At 56.9% G+C, this 18,076-nt stretch carries 13 protein-coding genes; 10 read left to right on the forward strand and 3 right to left on the reverse strand.

The window, feature by feature from the left end; all coding sequences use genetic code 11:
• The first annotated feature begins 64 nt into the window (after positions 1–64).
• From RBB81_RS09810 to RBB81_RS09830, 5 genes are all read left to right on the forward strand, one after another.
• Complete coding sequence (locus RBB81_RS09810; RefSeq protein WP_353073550.1) at positions 65–3,283, forward strand: POTRA domain-containing protein; 3,219 nt, start codon at positions 65–67, stop codon at positions 3,281–3,283.
• Positions 3,284–4,084 carry a peptidylprolyl isomerase gene (locus RBB81_RS09815; RefSeq protein WP_353073551.1) on the forward strand — a complete coding sequence of 267 codons (801 nt, stop codon included), beginning with the start codon at positions 3,284–3,286 and terminating at the stop codon, positions 4,082–4,084. It begins immediately after the preceding gene.
• Complete coding sequence (locus tag RBB81_RS09820; RefSeq protein WP_353073552.1) at positions 4,081–8,478, forward strand: translocation/assembly module TamB domain-containing protein; 4,398 nt, start codon at positions 4,081–4,083, stop codon at positions 8,476–8,478. The genes RBB81_RS09815 and RBB81_RS09820 overlap by 4 nt, the downstream gene beginning before the upstream one ends.
• A gap of 96 nt (positions 8,479–8,574) precedes the next feature.
• Positions 8,575–9,372 carry a BON domain-containing protein gene (locus tag RBB81_RS09825; RefSeq protein ID WP_353073553.1) on the forward strand — a complete coding sequence of 266 codons (798 nt, stop codon included), beginning with the start codon at positions 8,575–8,577 and terminating at the stop codon, positions 9,370–9,372.
• A 67-nt stretch (positions 9,373–9,439) separates the two neighbouring features.
• The gene (locus tag RBB81_RS09830) at positions 9,440–10,306 is read left to right on the forward strand and encodes a UbiA-like polyprenyltransferase (RefSeq protein WP_353073554.1); all 867 of its coding nucleotides are present in this window, start codon (positions 9,440–9,442) and stop codon (positions 10,304–10,306) included.
• Positions 10,307–10,352: 46 nt separating this feature from the next.
• Here the strand turns inward: RBB81_RS09830 and RBB81_RS09835 are convergent, their stop codons facing one another.
• Both RBB81_RS09835 and RBB81_RS09840 read right to left on the reverse strand, forming a co-directional pair.
• Entirely contained in the window at positions 10,353–10,688 is a 336-nt protein-coding gene (locus tag RBB81_RS09835) for a CsbD family protein (RefSeq protein ID WP_179581751.1), read from the reverse strand.
• A 53-nt stretch (positions 10,689–10,741) separates the two neighbouring features.
• Complete coding sequence (locus RBB81_RS09840) at positions 10,742–10,891, reverse strand: lmo0937 family membrane protein (RefSeq protein ID WP_121472057.1); 150 nt, start codon at positions 10,889–10,891, stop codon at positions 10,742–10,744.
• A gap of 202 nt (positions 10,892–11,093) precedes the next feature.
• On the opposite strand from RBB81_RS09840, the gene RBB81_RS09845 reads away from it, so the two are divergent.
• From RBB81_RS09845 to RBB81_RS09855, 3 genes are all read left to right on the forward strand, one after another.
• Positions 11,094–11,879, forward strand: a complete 786-nt coding sequence (locus tag RBB81_RS09845) for a prephenate dehydratase (RefSeq protein ID WP_423248057.1) — start codon at positions 11,094–11,096, stop codon at positions 11,877–11,879.
• A gap of 370 nt (positions 11,880–12,249) precedes the next feature.
• Entirely contained in the window at positions 12,250–14,700 is a 2,451-nt protein-coding gene (gene lon / locus RBB81_RS09850; protein WP_353073556.1) for an endopeptidase La, read from the forward strand.
• Between the two features lie 223 nt (positions 14,701–14,923).
• Positions 14,924–15,496 (forward strand): DUF488 family protein, encoded by a 573-nt coding sequence (locus tag RBB81_RS09855; protein ID WP_353073557.1) that lies wholly within the window; start codon positions 14,924–14,926, stop codon positions 15,494–15,496.
• A gap of 188 nt (positions 15,497–15,684) precedes the next feature.
• Here the strand turns inward: RBB81_RS09855 and RBB81_RS09860 are convergent, their stop codons facing one another.
• Positions 15,685–16,347, reverse strand: a complete 663-nt coding sequence (locus tag RBB81_RS09860) for a DUF2306 domain-containing protein (RefSeq protein WP_353073558.1) — start codon at positions 16,345–16,347, stop codon at positions 15,685–15,687.
• A 371-nt stretch (positions 16,348–16,718) separates the two neighbouring features.
• On the opposite strand from RBB81_RS09860, the gene RBB81_RS09865 reads away from it, so the two are divergent.
• Positions 16,719–17,156 carry a YciI family protein gene (locus tag RBB81_RS09865; RefSeq protein WP_353073559.1) on the forward strand — a complete coding sequence of 146 codons (438 nt, stop codon included), beginning with the start codon at positions 16,719–16,721 and terminating at the stop codon, positions 17,154–17,156.
• 120 nt (positions 17,157–17,276) lie between these two features.
• Positions 17,277–17,864 carry a dihydrofolate reductase family protein gene (locus tag RBB81_RS09870; RefSeq protein ID WP_353073560.1) on the forward strand — a complete coding sequence of 196 codons (588 nt, stop codon included), beginning with the start codon at positions 17,277–17,279 and terminating at the stop codon, positions 17,862–17,864.
• Positions 17,865–18,076 lie beyond the last annotated feature (212 nt).

The raw sequence follows: 18,076 nt of genomic DNA on the forward strand, positions 1-18,076 counted from the left end.
ATAAGGAATGATGGGTGGTTTTTTGGGTCAGGTGCTTCGAGGTCGTGCGCGAATACCACGGTGGATGAGGTGCGAGTGTGTCGCTGCGGCGGTGTGGCTTGGTTTGTCGCTGATGGCGGGTGTGGCTTTCGGGCAGGAGGTGCCGGCGGCGTCGACTTCGGCGCGTACGCCGAGCCCGGTGCCGAGTGGAGCGACTCCGGCGCAGGGTCAGCAGACCAAACCGGTTGAGGACAAGCCGGATTCGGTTGACGAAAAGAATGTGGGACTGACGACTTCGGTTTGGCAGTGGAAGGGTCTCATCGTCGAGAAGATTTCATTTGAGGGTGTGACGTTCGATGCGACGGATACGCTGCCGAAGGAGTTGACGCAGAAGGTTGGCGTGCCGCTGGATCCGGAGGAGGTGCGGGCGAGTCTGCGTCGGCTGTTTGCGAGCGGGCGGTATCGGGATATTTCGGTTCGAGGGATCCGGCAGGGCGACCAGGTGACGCTGATCTTTGCTGGTGCGGCGCGGTACTACGTGGGGCGGGTGACGATTGCGGGGGTGAAGAGCGAACGGCTGACTTCGCTGCTGGAGTTTGCCACGAAGCTTTCGCCGGGAACTGCGTTTACCGATTCACAGATACCGGCGGGGACGGTGGGGATTAAGGAGATTCTGCAACAGCAGGGGTACTACGAACCAACGGTGGCGGTGAAGTCCGAGACCGATGAAGCGGGCGATCAGGTGAATGTAACTTATACGGTTGCAATTGGACCGCAGGCGAGAGTCGGACAGATAAAACTGGTGGGTGACGATACGGGGTTAACGCCGGAGGAGTTTCGCAAGAAGTCGAAGCTGAAGGAGAACAGCAAGGTGGGGCGGGATACGACGAGCAACGCGCTCGATCGATTGCGGAAGCTCTATCAGAAGAAGAACCGGCTTGAGGCGACGGTGTCGCTGCAGAAGCAGACGTACGACGATGCGCGGGACAAGGTGGATTACGAGTTCCATGCGAGCCAGGGACCGGAGGTGATGGTGTCGGTGGAGGGGGCGAAGATTTCGACGGGTCGCCTGCATCTCCTGGTCCCCATCTTCGAGGAAGGCACGATTGATAACGACCTGCTGAACGAAGGTGTCTTCAACATTCGGGACTACGAACAGCAGCAGGGGTACTTCGACTCGAAGGTGGATGTGAGGGTGGTGGGGAACGGTGCGACGGCGGAGCAGGTGGTGTTTACTGTGGATCGCGGGGTGAAGCACAAGGTCGTGGCGGTGGATTTGAAGGGCAATAAATACTTCACAGATGATCTGCTGCGGGAGCGGATGCGGGTGCAGAAGTCGAATGCGTATCAGCGAAGCGGGAGGTACAGTCCGGCGCTGGTGTCGGGCGATGTGAGTGCGATCCAGGCACTCTATCGTGCGAATGGCTTTGATCAAGCCAAGGTGACGACGGATGTGAAGGATGTTACGACGGCGAAGAATGGAAAGGCTATGAAGGTGGGGGAGATTGCGGTGACCTTCACCATCGTCGAGGGGCCGCAGCAGAAGTTTGGCAAGGTGGACCTGACGGGAGTAAATGCGAGCCGCGTGCCGGATGTGCGGGGACTGATGAATACGCAGGCAGGCCAGCCGTTTTCGTTGGTAACGCTCTCTGGCGATCGAGACACGGTGCTGCAGTATTACCTGGCGCATGGGTTCGACCAGGTGAAGGTGGAGATCAGGCAGACGAAGGAGGGGGCGGACGCGGATAAGACGAATGTGTCGCTGAACGTAACCGAGGGGCAGCAGGTGTTCGTCAACCGCGTGCTGTTATCGGGAGTGGAGAAGACGAGGCCGAGCGTTGTGGCATCGCAGATTCTGGTGCATCCGGGGGATCCGCTGGACCAGACGGCGCTGCTCCAGACGCAGAGGAATCTGTATAACATTGCGCTGTTCAATGAGGTTGTGGCGGCGGTACAGAATCCTGCGGGAGACGCACCTCAGAAAAATGTGGTGCTGCAGTTGACGGAGGCGAAGCGGTGGAATGTGACGTATGGGTTCGGCTTTGAGGCGCAGACGGGGACGCCGCAGCAAGGCATGATCTCGGAGGCCTCGTGCATTCAGTTGATGCTGAACCCATGCAACCAGTTGACGCAGGAGGGAAGGGCGGGAGTGAGCCCGCGGGTGTCGCTGGATGTGTCGCGAATTAATCTGCGAGGGTCAGAGGATTCGCTGACGCTGCACACGTCGTATGGGTTATTGGAGCAGGTGGCGATTTTAACGTTGCAGAATCCGCATCTGCACGGGAGCAAGAACTTCAGTGCGGCGATCTCAGGCGGCTATTCTAACATCCAGGACATTACGACGTTTCAGGCGTCGACGCTTCAGGGCGACTTTCGGATTACGGAGAAGCTTCGGCGGCGGGATACATTTATCTACGACTTTCTGTATCGCCGGGTGGCGGTGAATCCGAATACTCTGCAGGTTTCTGCGGATTTGATTCCGCTGCTGTCTCAGCCGGTGCGGGTGGGTGGGCCGAGCATTACGTGGTTTCACGATACGCGGTCGCCGGGGCCGCTGGACGCAGTGAAGGGACAGTACTCGACGGTGCAGGGCTTTGTGGCTTCGTCGAAGTTCGGATCGCAGACGGACTTCTGGAAGTTGGATGGAACGAACTCGACGTACTACCAGTTCGGCAAGCTGAAGTATGTGTTTGCGCGTGAGACACGGATTGGGTACGAGCAGGCGACGGGGAAAAATCCCAACGTAGGGAACGAAGCGTGCGCTGGAGTTTTGCTGACGACGAATCCTAGCTGCAATTCGATTCCGCTGCCCGAGCGGTTGTATGCCGGCGGTGCGAATTCGCATCGCGGATTTCCGATCAATGGCGCGGGCCCCCGGGACTTGCAGACCGGCTTTCCTGTAGGCGGGTCAGCGGCGTTCGTGAATACGCTTGAACTGAGGCTGCCCCCGCAGACATTGCCGTTGGTGGGCAATAGCGTGAATTTCGTGATCTTTCACGATATGGGCAATGTATTTCAGAATGCGAACGAGATGTTTCCTAGTTTTACGCGGTTCCATCAACCGGACAAGCAGACTTGCGCGAATGTTTCGGGGTCGATCGGAACCTGCAATTTCAATTATTTTTCACACGCGGTTGGTCTGGGCGCGCGCTACAGGACGCCGGTTGGGCCGATTCGTGTGGACTTCAGCTATAACCTTAATCCGCCGGTGTATCCGATTATTTACGACTTCAACAACAGCCCTCCGCATGAGGGGCAGGCTTCGCACTTCAACTTTTTCTTCAGCATCGGAGAGAGCTTCTAGATGCGTTGGATGACGCACAATACGATTAAGCGATTGTCGCTGGCTGCGTTTGCAATGACGCTTGTGTGGAGCAGCGGGCAGGGTTTGGCTTCCTTGCAATCGCCTGCCGGACAGACGACGACACCACCGGCCGGGGCTGCGAGTTCCGCGCCTGTCACTACGCCTGGTTCGGTTGCCCAGCAGGGTGTGGTGCTGGATCGAGTGGTCGCGGTAGTGAACGGAGATGTGATTCTGGAGAGCGATGTCGATGAAGAACGGCGGTTTGAGGACATTCAACCTTATCGAAGGACTGCAGGGGACCGTTCGAGGGAGAGGACGATCGAACGATTGATCGATCGCGATTTAATCCTGCAGCAGGCGGAACTGGAGCCGGAAGATGCAATCTCCAGTAAGGCGTTGGATGACCAGTTGACGATGCTGCGGAAGGATATTCCCGACTGCAAGGAGTATCACTGCGAGTCGGACGAGGGTTGGAAGAAATATCTCGGCGACCATGGATTTACGGTGGAGGAGTTCCGCGAGCGGTGGCGGCTGAGGATGGAACTGCTGAGGTTTATTGAGGTGCGGTTTCGCAATGGAATCAAGATTTCGGACTCTGAGATTAAGGACTTTTACGAGAAGAGGATGGCGCCGGAGTATGCGAAGCGAAATGTGCCCGCGCCACAGCTGGATACGATCTCGAAGAGGATTGAAGAGGTGCTGCTGCAGCAGCAGGTAGGAGCACTGTTGGTGGATTGGCTGAAGTCGCTGCGGGTGCAGGGCAGCGTGAAGATTATGAATCCAGGTGAGGTGGCTCCATGAGCGACCTGGAGAAAAAACTGAGTGAGAAGAAGGAGGAGCTCGAGGCGAAGGTTGCCGGTGAGATTGCGAAGGTGAAGAGGTCTCTGGCGAAGCGGATGATGATCTGGATCGGCTGGACCGTGGCGGCGTTGCTGGTGCTGGTGGTGGTGCTGTTCGGGGCGTTCGCGTGGTATTCGAAGACGAACGACTTCAATCGGCGGGTTGGGAAGGAGGTTGTAAAGGTTCTGGAGGACGCGACGGGCGGAAGAGTGGAGCTGGCGAAGATCAGCTTCGATCTTTGGCATCTTGTCGTAGAGGCCGACGGACTGGTGATACATGGGCTTGAGGGGCCGGGAGAGGCTCCCTATATCGCGGTGGATAGAGTTCTGCTTCGCGTAGAGATCTTTGACTTCTTCACGCATGTAACGGGCAGCGGGATTTCGTCGCATATTCGTTTGAACTACCTGGACGTGGAGCATCCTCAGTTCCATTTGATCGTTGATAAAGATGGCAAGACGAACCAACCGGTGCCGAAGCATCCTAATACGAGTAAGACATCGGTTACGGATACGCTGCTTGATCTGAAGGCGCAGGAGGTGGTGCTGTCCAACGGTGTGGCGTTGATTAATAATCGGGCGATTCCGTTCGATCTTGCTGCCCGAGATCTGGATGCGGAGGTGCATTATCTTGCTGCGACGGATCGGTATGGCGCGACGGTAGACCTGAAGGATCTTCGAACGAAGATGGGGAAGCAGGTGGAGGCGCAGTCGGCGTTGAGCCTGGCAGTGGAGTTGGGAAGAGACGCGATGGAGTTGCAGCGGCTGAAGTTCACCACAGGCAAGAGTTCCGAGCTGGACGCAACTGGGAGCTTCAAGAACTTTGCTAAACCACAGTGGCAGGCGACGGTGAAGGGAACGGTCGAAATAAAGCAGATTTCGGTGCTGGCCGATGTGGATGGTCTGAATGCGGGCACGGTGGATCTAGATTTGAATGGGCATAACTGCACGACGTCCCCCTCGGTAGCGCAGAAGCATCCGCCGTTCTGGCGCCGGAGCCATCCCGCGGAGACGACTAAGCCGCCGCGGCCGTTGCCGCCTGATCCAGATTGTGTGGCTGGATATCTTTTGGTGGGGACGGCGAAGATTCACAAAGCAGCTTATCGGGATCAGAATGTGCGACTACATGATATCGATGGCGGTGGGACGTTGCATGTGACGCCTACGGAGTTATTGTTGACTGCGTTGACGGGATATCTGCCTGGCGGAGGCGGCGCGGCGGGTGAGCTGCGGATTGCGAACTGGCTTGGGGAGGTACCGCCTCAGGATGTTGCGGTGAGTTCGTCTTCGACCAAAGCTGCGATTACGACGGCGAATACGACTGCAAAGACGATCGGGGCGAAGGCTCCGATTTCGGAGACGGCGAAGGTGCCCCCGGTGCAGGTCGCGCACGCGTATTTGACTGCGATAGTTACGAAGATTCCGCTGCGAACGATTATGGACGTGACGGCCCCGGAGGACTATGGCGATCTGGGGTTTGATACGGCTGTGAGCGGGCCGGTGAAGGTCGAGTGGGGCGGCCCAGCGAAGAATATCTCCGATACGGTGGAGGTAGAGGGAAATTTGACGTTTGCTCCGACGGGGGTTAGACGGCGTGGGGCGTTGAACGATGTTCCGGTGACGGGGCAAACTGTGGCTCACTACACGGGCCGTAACGAGACGGTGCTGATTCAGCGGATTTCGTTGCAGATGCCCCAGACAAACTTTGAGGCGTCTGGGATTTTGGGAGTGAATGAGGGTGATCCGCTGACGGACCTGCGTGTGGATATGACGGTGCGGGATCTATCAGAGTACAACCAACTGCTGACGACGCTGGATCTGGAAGGAAATGGAAAGAAGGGCACCGCGGCAATTCCTGTTGTGTTGCATGGCGCGATGCAGTTCAACGGAACAGCGAAAGGGAAGATTGCGGATCTTGATATGAAGGGGCATCTACAGGCGACGAATGCGGAGTTCGCGCTGGGAACGACTGATGTGTTGATCGATTCGCTTGTGACGGATGCGGAGTATTCGCCGAACACTGGAGTTGTGGTAGCGAGTTCGACGATCAAACGTGGGACTGCGGTGCTGAATGCGGAGGGCAAGATTGCGCCGCGGAAGGTTGTGTCACGATTCGGCAAGACGACTTATTTGTGGGACGACGGGATGGCTCTGGACGCGAAGGTGCAGCTGGCCAATGCGCAGGTGGTCGATGTATTGCAGATCGCGGGGCAGCAGGAGAAGGTCTCGCTGACAGGAACGGTGGCGCTGAACGGGCATGCGGTGGGGACGCTGAGGAGTTTGAGTGGAGGCGGTCATCTTTCGTTGATGAACGGTGTGGCCTACGGGGAGCCGTACGAGTCGGCGGTGGCGGATTTGACGGTGCAGGGGAAGGATGTGGAGGCGACCAATGTCGTGCTGCGGCTGCACGGGATGCAGATTGCGGGTAACGGTGGGTATGACATGAGCACGGATCGCCTGCATGGGCATATAGAAGGGCATGACATTCAGCTGTCGAAGTTTGAGACGGTGAAGAAGACGAAGAACGATGTCGATGGGACGGTGAACCTGGTTGCGGATGCGAATGGGACGCTGACGCAGCCCGGGTTGAAGGCGAATGTCACTTTGAACGCGGTGTCTTATCGCGGGCAGATGATTGGCGAGGCGACGGTGGAGGCGCATAGCCAGGGAGAGGTGATGTACTTCACCGCGAACTCGACGCTGGTGGGAGCGAAGCTGAATGCTTCGGGACAGACGCGGTTGACGGGCGAGTATCAGACCGAGGCGAAGATGACGGTGGCGGGTCTGGATATTGGCAAGCCGCTGGAGATGTTTGGACCGGGGACCATGAAGGCGCAGTCGATGATCAACGGCAGTGCGACTGTGAGCGGGCCACTCAAGACACCGAAGACGCTGCGAGGCGAGGCTGAGTTCAGCCAGGTAGATGTGAAGCTGCAGGGGGTGGAACTGAAGGCTGCTGAACCCTTGCGGGTTGGACTGCGCGATGGTTTGGCTACGCTCGAGCAGGTTCACATCACCGGGCAGGATACGGATATGCGCGCGAGTGGGACGGCACAGTTATTTGGCGCGACGGATCCGAAGGGAGGCAAGCTGGATGTGAAAGCGACCGGCAGTGTGAGCATGACGCTGCTGCACACCTTCGACTCGGATGTTATTTCGACTGGCAAGGTGGAGTTCACCGTGGGCGCCGGCGGATATGTGATGAATCCGGAGCTGACGGGGAGAGTACAGTTCGACAAAGTGAATGTTGCGATCGATGGCGTGCCGAATGGGTTGAGCAATATGAATGGCACGCTGGTGTTCAACGACGACCGGCTGCAGGTGCAGAGCCTGACTGCTACGACCGGCGGAGGAACACTGAAGATCGGCGGGTTCATCCGCTACAAGAATGGGTTGTATGCGGACCTGTCGGCGACGGGCGATGTGGTGCGGGTGCGGCTGTATGGGTTAAGTGCGACGGCGAATGCGAACTTGAAGTTGCAGGGCGGTCCGGAGAGCTCGCTGTTGAGCGGAACGATCCTGATTACACGATTCGGCGTGGGGGCTGATGTGGATTTCGCAGCGTTTGGTTCTGCAGGAGGGGTAAGCCCGCCTCCCGATCCGAATGCGCCTTCGAACAAGATTCGTTTAGATGTGCATGTGACGAGTGCGCCGCAGCTTGATTTTCAAAACTCGTATGCAAAGCTGGCGGGGACCGTTGATTTGCAGATTCGTGGGACGGCTGCGGTGCCTTCTTTGCTGGGGCGGATCGAGATCAATGAAGGAAGCGCGACGTTTGCGGGGACGAAGTATCTACTGCAGCGCGGGGACATTTACTTTACGAATCCAGTGCGTATTGATCCGATCATCGACCTGGATGCGACGGCGCAGGTGGAGAACTACGACATTACGATTGGGCTGCACGGGACTTCGACGAATTTGAAGCCGACGTATCGGTCGGAGCCGCCACTGAGCGAGTCGGATGTGTTTGCCCTGCTGGCGCTGGGACGGACGCAGGAGGAGGCGCAGCTATACCAGGAGCGGCAGGTGCAGCAGGGAACCGATCCAACGACTAGCGCGTTGTTGGGTGGGGCGTTGAATGCTACGGTCAGCAATCGTGTGGAGAAGTTGTTTGGCGTGGGCAGCGTGAAGATAGATCCGGCGTTTGTGGGGACGCTGGGCGGGTCGTCGGCGAGGATCACGGTGCAGCAACAGTTATCTCGGCAGATTACGGCTACGTTTGCGACGAATGTGAATACTTCGGCGCAGCAGTTGATCCAGGTGCAGTATGACTTGAACCATGACAACTCGATTGTGGTGGCGCGTGACGAGTCGGGCGTGTTCAGCATCGTCTATAAGCTGCGGAGGAGATATCGTTAGCGCGCTGAGACGGATGTTGCATCGTACTAAGTGTGGATGACGGTGCTTCACGCGGGTATCGCGACGCAATATTTTCGGAGGAAAGATATGAGCAGGATGAAGAATTTTGCACGCGTCGGCGTGTTGGGTTTTGCTGGTCTGGTGATGTTGTTCGGGACGTCGAAAGGTGTGGCCCAGAGCGCCGTCAACAACGTCGGATCGGGGCCAAACGATACGCAGATTCAGGCGGATGTGACGAAGGCGCTGGATAATAAGCGATTCAAAGATGTGAAGAGTTTGGTGCAGAATGGCGTGGTGACGCTGACGGGGACCGTGGAGCTTTACAGCGCGAAGATCGATGCGGATGATCGTGCGCACCACCGCAAGAATGTAAAGGGCGTTGAAAATCAGATTCAGGTTGCGGGGCCTGAGGTCGATGACATGACACTTCGGAACAAGCTGGCAGAAAAGCTGGCGTACGACCGGGTTGGGTATGGAACCACGGCGTTCAATGCGTTTACGATCGGCGTCGAGAAGGGTGTTGTGACGCTCGGCGGGACTGCGTATGGGCCCACGGATAAAGATTCAGCGCTGAGCCTGGTGGAGAACTATCCGGGTGTGAAGGATGTGATTGACAACGTGGAGGTGGCGCCGGTGTCGCCGATCGATGACCGGATTCGATTGGCAGAGGCGCGGTCGATCTATGGGTTTCCGCAGTTGAACAAGTACGCGATTGATCCGGCAAAGCCGATTCGGATCACGGTGGTGAATGGGAGTGTGACCCTGTCGGGTGTGGTGGACAGCCAGTCGGATAAGGATGTGGCGAATATACGGGCTAACGCTGTTTCGGGGGTGTTCAAGGTAGTGAACAACCTTGAGGTGGTTGGTAGTGAGGCGGAGAAACCAGCTAAATAGGGATAGTTTCTGGCGTTCGGGCTGCGCCGGTTAGGTCGGCGGGGCCCGGGTCTTTTACGATGGAAGGATGGCATCGTTGTGGAAGAGTACGGTTGTAACGCTTGAGATGATCAAGTGGGAGCATTCGGTGTTTGCGCTGCCGTTTGCGTTGACGGGTGCTGTGCTGGCTGCGGGTGGTTGGCCGACGCTGCGAGTTTTGGGCTGGATTATTGTCTGCATGGTGGCGGCGCGGTCTGCGGCGATGGCGTTCAATCGGCTGGCAGATGCTCAGCTGGATGCGGCAAACCCGCGTACGGCGATGAGGGCGCTGCCTGCGGGGACGCTGAGCAACGGGTTTGTTGCGGGATTTGTAGTGATATCGATCGCGCTGTTCGTGCTGGGTGCGGCGATGTTGAACCGGTTGACGCTGGAACTTGCTCCGGTGGCGTTGGCTGTGGTGCTGGCTTATAGCTTCATGAAGCGCGTAACGCGATGGTCGCATGTTGTGTTGGGGCTGGCGTTGGGGATCGCGCCTTCAGCGGCGTGGATTGCGGTGAGGGGATCGCTGGATATCAGGATTGTTGTGCTTACGGCGGCAGTGCTTTTGTGGGTGGGCGGCTTCGATGTGTTGTATGCGTGTCAGGATTTCGAGCACGACCGCAAGGTGGGTTTGAACAGTGTGCCGCAGGCTTTTGGCATAACAGCGGCGTTCTGGATTGCGCGTGCAATGCATGTGGGAATGTTGCTTATGCTGTGCTGGCTGATGGAGTTGTTCGGGCTGGGAAGGGTTGCGATGTTGGGGGTTGGACTGGTTGCGATGCTGCTGCTGTATGAGCACTCAATTATTTCGCCAAAGGATCTGCGGCGCATGAATGCTGCGTTCTTTACGTTGAATGGGGTAATCTCAGTGGTGTTTTTTGGATTTGTTGCCGCGGATGTGTTGATGCGCAAATAGAAGGCCCGCTCGATGGCGGACCTTCTCTAGGGGATTACAGTTCTGTTTAACTGCGGTGCTCTCGTTTGAAGTTATCCAGCTTTTCGCTCACGCTCTCTTTGACATTGTGCGCTGTGTTCGCGATCTTCTCGCGCATATTGTGAGCTGTATCTTCTGCGCGCGCTTTGTAGTCTTCGCCTTTGACTTCGGCACGAGCGCGGGCATCATCATTTGCGACAGCCGCGGCATCTTTGGCATTGCCCCAGGTTTCTTTGGCGGCGCCCTTGACCTGATCTGCCACGCCGGAGTTGGCTAGTTTCTGATTGCCGACAGCTTCGCCAACGTTCTGCTTGATCTTGCCTGCTACCTGGTCAAACTTGCCTTCTACTTTTTCGGTGTTCATAGTTTGCTCCTTGGGTATACGCGTAAAACGGGAGGGCTGCGATTTCGGGGTGGTTACAGTGCTCGCCTACCGGACAGCAGGTTGAAAATGAGCACGATGATGGCGAGGACCAGAAGGATGTGAATCCATCCGCCGAGGGTGTAGCTGCTTACAAGCCCTACGATCCAGAGGATGAAAAGAATGATAGTGATTGTCCAAAGCATTTCGTTCTCCTAAACGATTGCCGGTTTTGGGTCTCCGGTTCGCTGTGATGGTATTCAAAAACTCAGGCCCTTCTTGTGGTAAGTTGCCGGGTTCGTCGAGGGGGTTGCCAATGAGCATAAAATATGAACCTGATAAGAACGAATATGCGGGGTGTGTGGATTGAAGGTGGCGATTCAAGGGGAGTTGGGCTCGAATAGCCACATGGCGACAGTCGAGATGCTGGAGAGTCCTGGGGGCTTAGAGATCGTCGCGTGCGCGGTGTCGGCACAGGTGTTGGCGAAGGTCATCGCGGGGGAGGTCGATGCGGCGGTGCTGCCGATTGAGAACAGCCTGCACGGATCGGTTGCTGAACACTACGATCTGTTGCTGGATCTGCCGGTGCACATTGAGCGTGAGAGCCTGCTAAGGATTCGACACAATGTGATTGCGATGCCAGGGGTGAAGCTGCAGGAGGTGAAGAGAGTGATGTCGCATCCCGTGGCGCTGTCGCAGTGCAGGAGATTTCTGGCCTCGCATCCGGAGTGGGAGGTAGTCCCCTTCTACGACACGGCGGGGAGCGTGAAGCGACTGATGGCCGAAGGCTTGCGGGATGCGGCGGGGATCGCTCCTGTGCTTGCGGCGTCGGAGTATGGCGCCGAAGTGATGGTGGCTGACATAGAGGACCATACGGAAAACTACACGAGGTTTCATCTGGTTCGGCGGGACGATTCGGTTTTGGAAAAGGCCGGAGGCGACGGGAACAAGATGAGCCTGGCATTTGCCATCGAACATCGGCCGGGAACGCTAGTGGCGGCTTTGCAACGACTGGCGAAGGCCGGGGTGGATCTGACTAAAATCGAGTCCAGACCGGTCCCGGGTAGACCGTGGGAGTATGTTTTCTATGTTGATGTGCGGTTCGATTCATCGGAGAAGGCTGAGGCTGCTTTGATTGCGCTGCGCGAGCACTGCCGGATGGTCAAGGTGCTGGGACGGTACTGGGCGGCTTAGGTAGCAGTGCTGGGGCAGCGATGCAGGAACTGTGCGGTTTTTAGACCTTGGGCGGCAGTGGCGAAGACGCAGAGTGGAGGCGTAATATGCCGAGTACTGTGAGCCGTTGGGAGGCTTGCCATGGCGGTCCCTTCCCTCAGGGTCTGCGTCGATGTAGGCGAATGATGGTTTTGGCGGCGTGACTGGGCCAGCACTCTCTATTTGGAACTACTCATAATACCTCTATTAGACAGTTACTCACTGATGTGAAGGGAGTTATGGCCGATGACGGAATGTGAAGAGACACGTTTTCCTGAGAGAGGGCCATAGTTTGCGACCAGACGAAGACTTGCTGCATCGAATAGTGGATAATCTGATAGAGGTACACTCAATGCCAAGCGATTTTGTAAGTGTGATTCAACCTACGGCAACAAAAAGCGGTGAAGGGTCAGGCGCGGAGGTGGTAGGCAAACGTCCTGTTCCAGTGTTGCCGGTGCGGGATACCGTCTTATTTCCTCACGCGGTGCTTCCACTGACAGTGGGGCGGGATAGCTCGATCCAGCTGATTCAATCGCTGGGCGAAGAGAAGACCATTCTGGTGGTGGCGCAACGGGATGCGCGGCAGGATGCTCCGCAGGCTGCAGATCTGTTTGCGACCGGGACCAGAGCAACAGTGCACAAGGTCGTCAAGATGCCAAACCAGAGCCTGTTTGTGTTCACCGAGGGCAATGAGCGGGTACATCTTGGCGAGTTTGCGCAACTGACGCCCTTTATGACGGCCGAATATGAGGCCATCCCCGACGTGGATCCGCAGCAGACGCCGGAGGCCGAGGCGCTGCAACGCAATGTGGTGAGCCAGTTCCAGCAGATTGTGACCTCGTCTCCTACATTGAGCGACGATCTGCAGACCATTGCGATCAACATCGACGAACCCGGCAGGCTGGCGGACTTTATTGCTTCGTCGCTTCCGTTTTTGACGACGACGGACAAGCAGGAGCTATTGGAGACGCCGGATGTTTCGGCTCGTCTGGAGCGGATCAACAAGCACCTGGCGAAGGAGCTTGAGGTGCAGCAGCTGCGCAACAAGATCCAGACGGAGGTTCAGGATTCGGTGCAGTCATCGCAGCGGGATTACTACCTGCGCGAGCAGTTGAAGGCGATCCAGAAGGAACTGGGTGACCAGGATGATACCCAGAAGGACATCGCGGAGCTGAAGGAGAAGATTGAGACCGCTGGAATGCCGGAGGATGTGAAGAAGGATGCGCTGAAGGAACTGGGCCGGTTGAGCCGGATGAATCCTGCTGCTGCGGACTACTCGCTGACGCGGAACTATGTGGAGTGGCTGGCGGTACTGCCGTGGTCGAAGACATCTTCGGGCGAGGTGGACATTCTGAAGGCGAAGGCGATTCTCGATGAGGATCACTACGGCTTGAAGAAGGTGAAGGATCGCATTCTGGATTACCTTTCGGTGCGGCGTTTGAAGCCGGATATGAAGGGGCCGATTCTTTGCTTCGTTGGGCCTCCGGGTGTTGGTAAGACGTCGCTGGGACGTTCGATCGCGAAGGCTCTGGATCGCAAGTTTTCACGCATCTCGTTAGGCGGTATGCATGATGAGGCGGAGATTCGCGGGCATCGGAGAACGTACATTGGCGCGCTGCCTGGGCAGATCATTCAGCACTTGAAGCGGGTTGAGGTGAAGGACCCGGTGTTTATGTTGGATGAGATCGACAAGCTGGGGCGCGACTTCAGGGGAGATCCTGCGAGTGCGTTGCTTGAGACGCTGGATCCGGAGCAGAACAATACGTTCCGCGATAACTATCTCGACCAGCCGTTCGATCTGAGCAAGGTTTTGTTCATCTGCACGGCGAACCAGCTGGATACGATTCCTGGGCCCTTGCTGGATCGTATGGAGATCATTGAACTGACCGGCTATACGGAAGAGGAGAAGGTGAACATCGCCATCAAATACCTTATTCCGCGGCAAATCAAAGAGAACGGAATTACGGAAGAGCAGATCGAATTCCCGAAGGATAGCGTGCATCTGATTGCGCGGCACTACACGCGGGAGGCTGGTGTCCGTAAGCTGGAGCAACAGATTGGTACCGTTTGCCGTAAGGTTGCGCGCAAGATTGCGGAGGGTCAGACGGAGAAGGTTTTGATTACTCCTGAGATCGTGCACGAGTTTCTTGGAGGTATCAAGGTGCGCGTGGATACCGAGATTGCAGAGCGGACCAAGCGTGCCGGCGTTGCTGTTGGACTGGCGTGGACTCCGGCGGGCGGCGATGTTTTGTTCATCGAAGCGAACCGGATGAAGGGTAAGGGCGGGTTCACGATCACTGGCCAGATTGGTGATGTGATGAAGGAGAGCATGCAGGCCGCGCTGACCTGGGTACGCTCGAATGCCGCGTCATTGGGGCTCGAGGAGGACTTTACCAAGGATACGGACCTGCACATTCACGTGCCTGCGGGTGCGATTCCGAAGGATGGCCCGTCGGCTGGCGTGACGATGGCGACTGCGCTGGTGAGTCTGTTGACCGATACTCCGGTGCATCCGCTGACGGCGATGACGGGCGAGATTACGCTGAGCGGCAATGTGTTGCCGGTTGGCGGAATCAAGGAGAAGTTCCTTGCGGCGAAGCGGGCCGGCGTGCGGGATGTGATTCTGCCGGCGGACTGCAAACAGCAGGTGGATGAGGACTTAACGCCGGATCAGATTGAGGGCGTGACGCTTCATTACGCTACGCGGATTGAGGATGTTCTGGCGGTTGCGCTGCCTAAGACTCGAGCGGAGAAGGTGGAGGACGAGGTGGTTCGCGAAGAGGTACTTCACGCTACGGTGTAAGTTGGATTGAGAAAAAGTGGGCGGTTCGGCGAGTGCCGGATCGCCCACTTTTTTGTTTTTTGGAGGGATTTTTTTGGTTTTGTGGTGGAGGGGCGTTTTTGCAGGGGTTTTTGCGCAAAATGGGTGTTTTGGTGTGGTGTTTTTGTGGTGTGGTTGTGGTGATTTGCGTGGCTGGTGTGGTGTTTAGCCGTCATGTTTTGAGCGTCTAAAAATGTGACACGTTTTGGAACTTTATTTTCGGGCGGTGGCTGGGATGATGACGGTTGGACATTCGACGCTGGAGCTGAAGTCGTTTCTGCGGGCTTTGCGGGAGAATGGGTGCTCGACGCTGGTGGATGTGAGGCGGTATCCGGGGTCGAAGAGACATCCGCAGTTTGGGCAGGAGAGGTTGTTTGCTTCGCTTGAGGGGGCTGGGATTCGCGGAGTGTGGCGGGTGGGGTTGGGTGGGCGCAGGGCTGCGCGGAAGGACAGCGTGAATACGGGATGGCGGAATGAGAGCTTTCGGGGTTATGCGGACTACATGCAGACGGCGGAGTTTGTCGCGGAGATCGACTGGCTGATGGGGCTGCCGGATTTGGAGACTGCGGTGGTGATGTGTGCGGAGGCGGTGCCCTGGAGGTGTCACCGGTCGCTGATTGGTGATGCGGTTCTGGCTCGTGGGGAAGGGGTGGAGGATATCTTTGTGACGGCTGAGGGTGGGAGCTCGCGAAGGGTGCACGAGATGACGGAGTTTGCCCGGGTGGAGGGCGGGAGGGTTTGGTATCCGGGTGTGACGGCGGCTGGGTTGTTTGATTGATTTTTGAGATTGGGGTTCTACTGTGTCCCGTTCGTCAGTGGTCCACGCAAGTGAGCTTTCTGTTGTTGAGGGGAGAGGAGCGGTTCGCGCGGGCGCGAATGCCCACATCTCGAAATCGAGATATGGGGCACCCGGCACCCGGCCTACATATTAGGAGCGGGATTGAGGACGCGGCTGTTCTTTTTCGATCAATCGGCGCTTACCGATTGATGACCGTGCAGGAGATGAGCGATGGGTTCGGGAGTTGGCTGGTGGCGGAGAAGCCACTCTGCGAAGAACAGGTTTGGTACCCAACAGGCCCAGGCGATAATTCGATAGCTTGTCGAGAAGGAAAGTCCAGTGAGCGGCAGAAGTGGAAGGTAGATGCGAAGAGTGATCGCAGCCGCCGTGAGGGCGAAGCTTCTGATCATCCATCTGCGATGGGCGATTACTTTGCCGGAACGAATCGTGAAGTAGCCCGCGGCGGTGGAGCCGACCCAGAGAAAGCCGAGTGTGAGGAAACCCGCGGAAGAGATGGCTCCTGCCTGCGCATGGGCTGCTATGGGTAACGAGGCCAACCATCCCAAAAGGACCGCGCCGCAATAGATCCTTCCTATCCAGCGATGCATAGGAAGCCAACGCTGTCTTATGAGAGGAAGGAACTGCCAGGGGCCAGTCAGAAGCGCGATGGAAGCAAAGATTGCATGAGCGATGAGCCACTTGTGGCGTAGCTGAAAGTTCGGAAGGCCGGCGGGAAAAGGGACTTTGGGCAGGGCGTAGCGAAGCGATGCCAAACCAACCAGGGTTGCGAGAAGCGCCAGGAGCGCCCAACGCCATGAGACAAGCCTTGAACTCGATGCAGCCTGAGGCATGAATTCCTCCCGTGTCGGTAGAACGTCTAAAGCGACCGGTTGGTTCCACGCTTTACGATTTTGGGCGGACGCGTATCTTTTTGATCTGAAGAGCGGAAGAAGCAAAATTTTTTCTGGACGATCTGTCGAATTCCGGTTCGGTCGTTCGACTATGTAGTGAAGGCAGGCAAGAGGCCCGCCTGAGACCGTTACAGGAGAGATGATGACGCAGTATTTGGTCGCTACTCACCACCCCGACAACTTCGACTCGTCCACAGAGGGCGAAGCGATCCAACTGCGCTTTCAATCCGAGTTCACCGGTTAGTCAACAAAAATAGCTAAACCCGAAGATAAGCCACCCAACCATCGCTCAACCCAAAGGAGATTCCGCAATGCGATTCATGGTCATCGTCAAATCAACCCCAGAGGCAGACAAAAAAGGCGCCCTCCCCGATCCACAGATGTTGCAGGAGATGGGCAAGTTTAACGAAGAGCTCATCAAGGCTGGCGTCGTGCTCGCCATGGATGGCCTCCATCCCAGCTCCAAAGGCGCACGCGTCAAATTTTCCGGCACGTCTCGTACCGTCATCGACGGCCCCTTCACCGAGGCCAAGGAGCTCATCGCCGGCTTTTGGATCTGGCAAGTCAAGTCCCTTGAAGAGGCCATTGAGTGGGTCAAGCGCTGCCCCAACCCCCACGGCGGCGAGTCCGAGATCGAAATCCGCCAGGTCTTTGAGATGGAAGACTTCGCACCCGTCCTGTCCAAAGAGGAGATTCAGTACAAAGTAGCGAAACGGGCTGAGCTGCCGAATCAGCCCGTCAGCAAATAGCCGCTCTTGCATCCACGGATTGAAGCGGTAGTGGTGCGCGCGTTTTTTCCGATGCCGGCCCGACGGGCTGGCATCGGGGTTGCCACGAGCCCAGGGGCAGGACTCGAAAGGAACTCAGTCATGAGAAAGATCAATGTGCTTGAATTTGTCTCACTTGATGGCGTCATCGAAGCCCCAGGCGACCCAGAGGAAGATACCAGTGGCCCGCCATGGTGGATACGTATGCATTCCGACCCAGTTAGTTCAGCGGCCGTAAAAAAGCAGATGAACATGCCGTTTGACTTGTTGCTAGGGCGCATAACGTTTGATCTTTGGGCACAATTCTGGCCGCAACATAATGACATTTGGCCAGGCGTCAACTCAGCGACCAAGTACGTCGCCTCGAATACCGTGACTTCTCACGAATGGCAGCCGTCCGTGTTTCTCAACGGAGATATTGCCAAAAAAATCGCTGAACTTAAGCAACAGGAAGGCCCGGATTTGCACGTTTATGGAAGCGCAAATCTCGTGCAGACGCTTATGAAGCATGATCTGGTCGATGCGTTCTGGTTGAAGATATTTCCGATCACGTTGGGCGGTGAAAAACGATTGTTTGCCGAGGGCACGATCCCGGCGGCATTCAAGGTGACGGAGAGCACAGTCACCTCGAAGGGCGTGATTTTCGTGAACTACGAGCGTGCAGGCGCGGTCCAAACCAGAAGTCTATGAACATCTGGCGGAGGACTCCGGCTTCGCGTGGATGGCTCGATAGACCAAACAAAAAAAGAGGGCTGGGTGTTGTATACGTCGTACGCGGCGAGATTCCGAAGACCGCATAAACACGGTATCCCGAAGGTCGCGGCGGCGATGGTAGTGGGAAGGGGCTGGGCGCTTGTCCCTTGAACGAGTCAGTAGAGAATCGCGGCTGTTGCCAGGAGTTT

The organism is Tunturibacter gelidoferens, assembly GCF_040358255.1.
Lineage (GTDB): Bacteria > Acidobacteriota > Terriglobia > Terriglobales > Acidobacteriaceae > Edaphobacter > Edaphobacter gelidiferens.

What these genes read in the sequence shown, in the direction of transcription:
- RBB81_RS09815 (WP_353073551.1), top strand. Translation starts at nt 3,284, where the DNA reads ATGCGTTGGATGACGCACAATACGATTAAGCGATTGTCGCTGGCTGCG.
- RBB81_RS09820 (WP_353073552.1), top strand. Translation starts at nt 4,081, where the DNA reads ATGAGCGACCTGGAGAAAAAACTGAGTGAGAAGAAGGAGGAGCTCGAG.
- RBB81_RS09865 (WP_353073559.1), top strand. Translation starts at nt 16,719, where the DNA reads ATGCGATTCATGGTCATCGTCAAATCAACCCCAGAGGCAGACAAAAAA.
- lon (WP_353073556.1), top strand. Translation starts at nt 12,250, where the DNA reads ATGCCAAGCGATTTTGTAAGTGTGATTCAACCTACGGCAACAAAAAGC.
- RBB81_RS09810 (WP_353073550.1), top strand. Translation starts at nt 65, where the DNA reads ATGAGGTGCGAGTGTGTCGCTGCGGCGGTGTGGCTTGGTTTGTCGCTG.
- RBB81_RS09840 (WP_121472057.1), bottom strand. Translation starts at nt 10,891, where the DNA reads ATGCTTTGGACAATCACTATCATTCTTTTCATCCTCTGGATCGTAGGG.
- RBB81_RS09845 (WP_423248057.1), top strand. Translation starts at nt 11,094, where the DNA reads ATGGCGACAGTCGAGATGCTGGAGAGTCCTGGGGGCTTAGAGATCGTC.
- RBB81_RS09825 (WP_353073553.1), top strand. Translation starts at nt 8,575, where the DNA reads ATGAAGAATTTTGCACGCGTCGGCGTGTTGGGTTTTGCTGGTCTGGTG.
- RBB81_RS09870 (WP_353073560.1), top strand. Translation starts at nt 17,277, where the DNA reads ATGAGAAAGATCAATGTGCTTGAATTTGTCTCACTTGATGGCGTCATC.
- RBB81_RS09835 (WP_179581751.1), bottom strand. Translation starts at nt 10,688, where the DNA reads ATGAACACCGAAAAAGTAGAAGGCAAGTTTGACCAGGTAGCAGGCAAG.
- RBB81_RS09830 (WP_353073554.1), top strand. Translation starts at nt 9,440, where the DNA reads ATGGCATCGTTGTGGAAGAGTACGGTTGTAACGCTTGAGATGATCAAG.
- RBB81_RS09860 (WP_353073558.1), bottom strand. Translation starts at nt 16,347, where the DNA reads ATGCCTCAGGCTGCATCGAGTTCAAGGCTTGTCTCATGGCGTTGGGCG.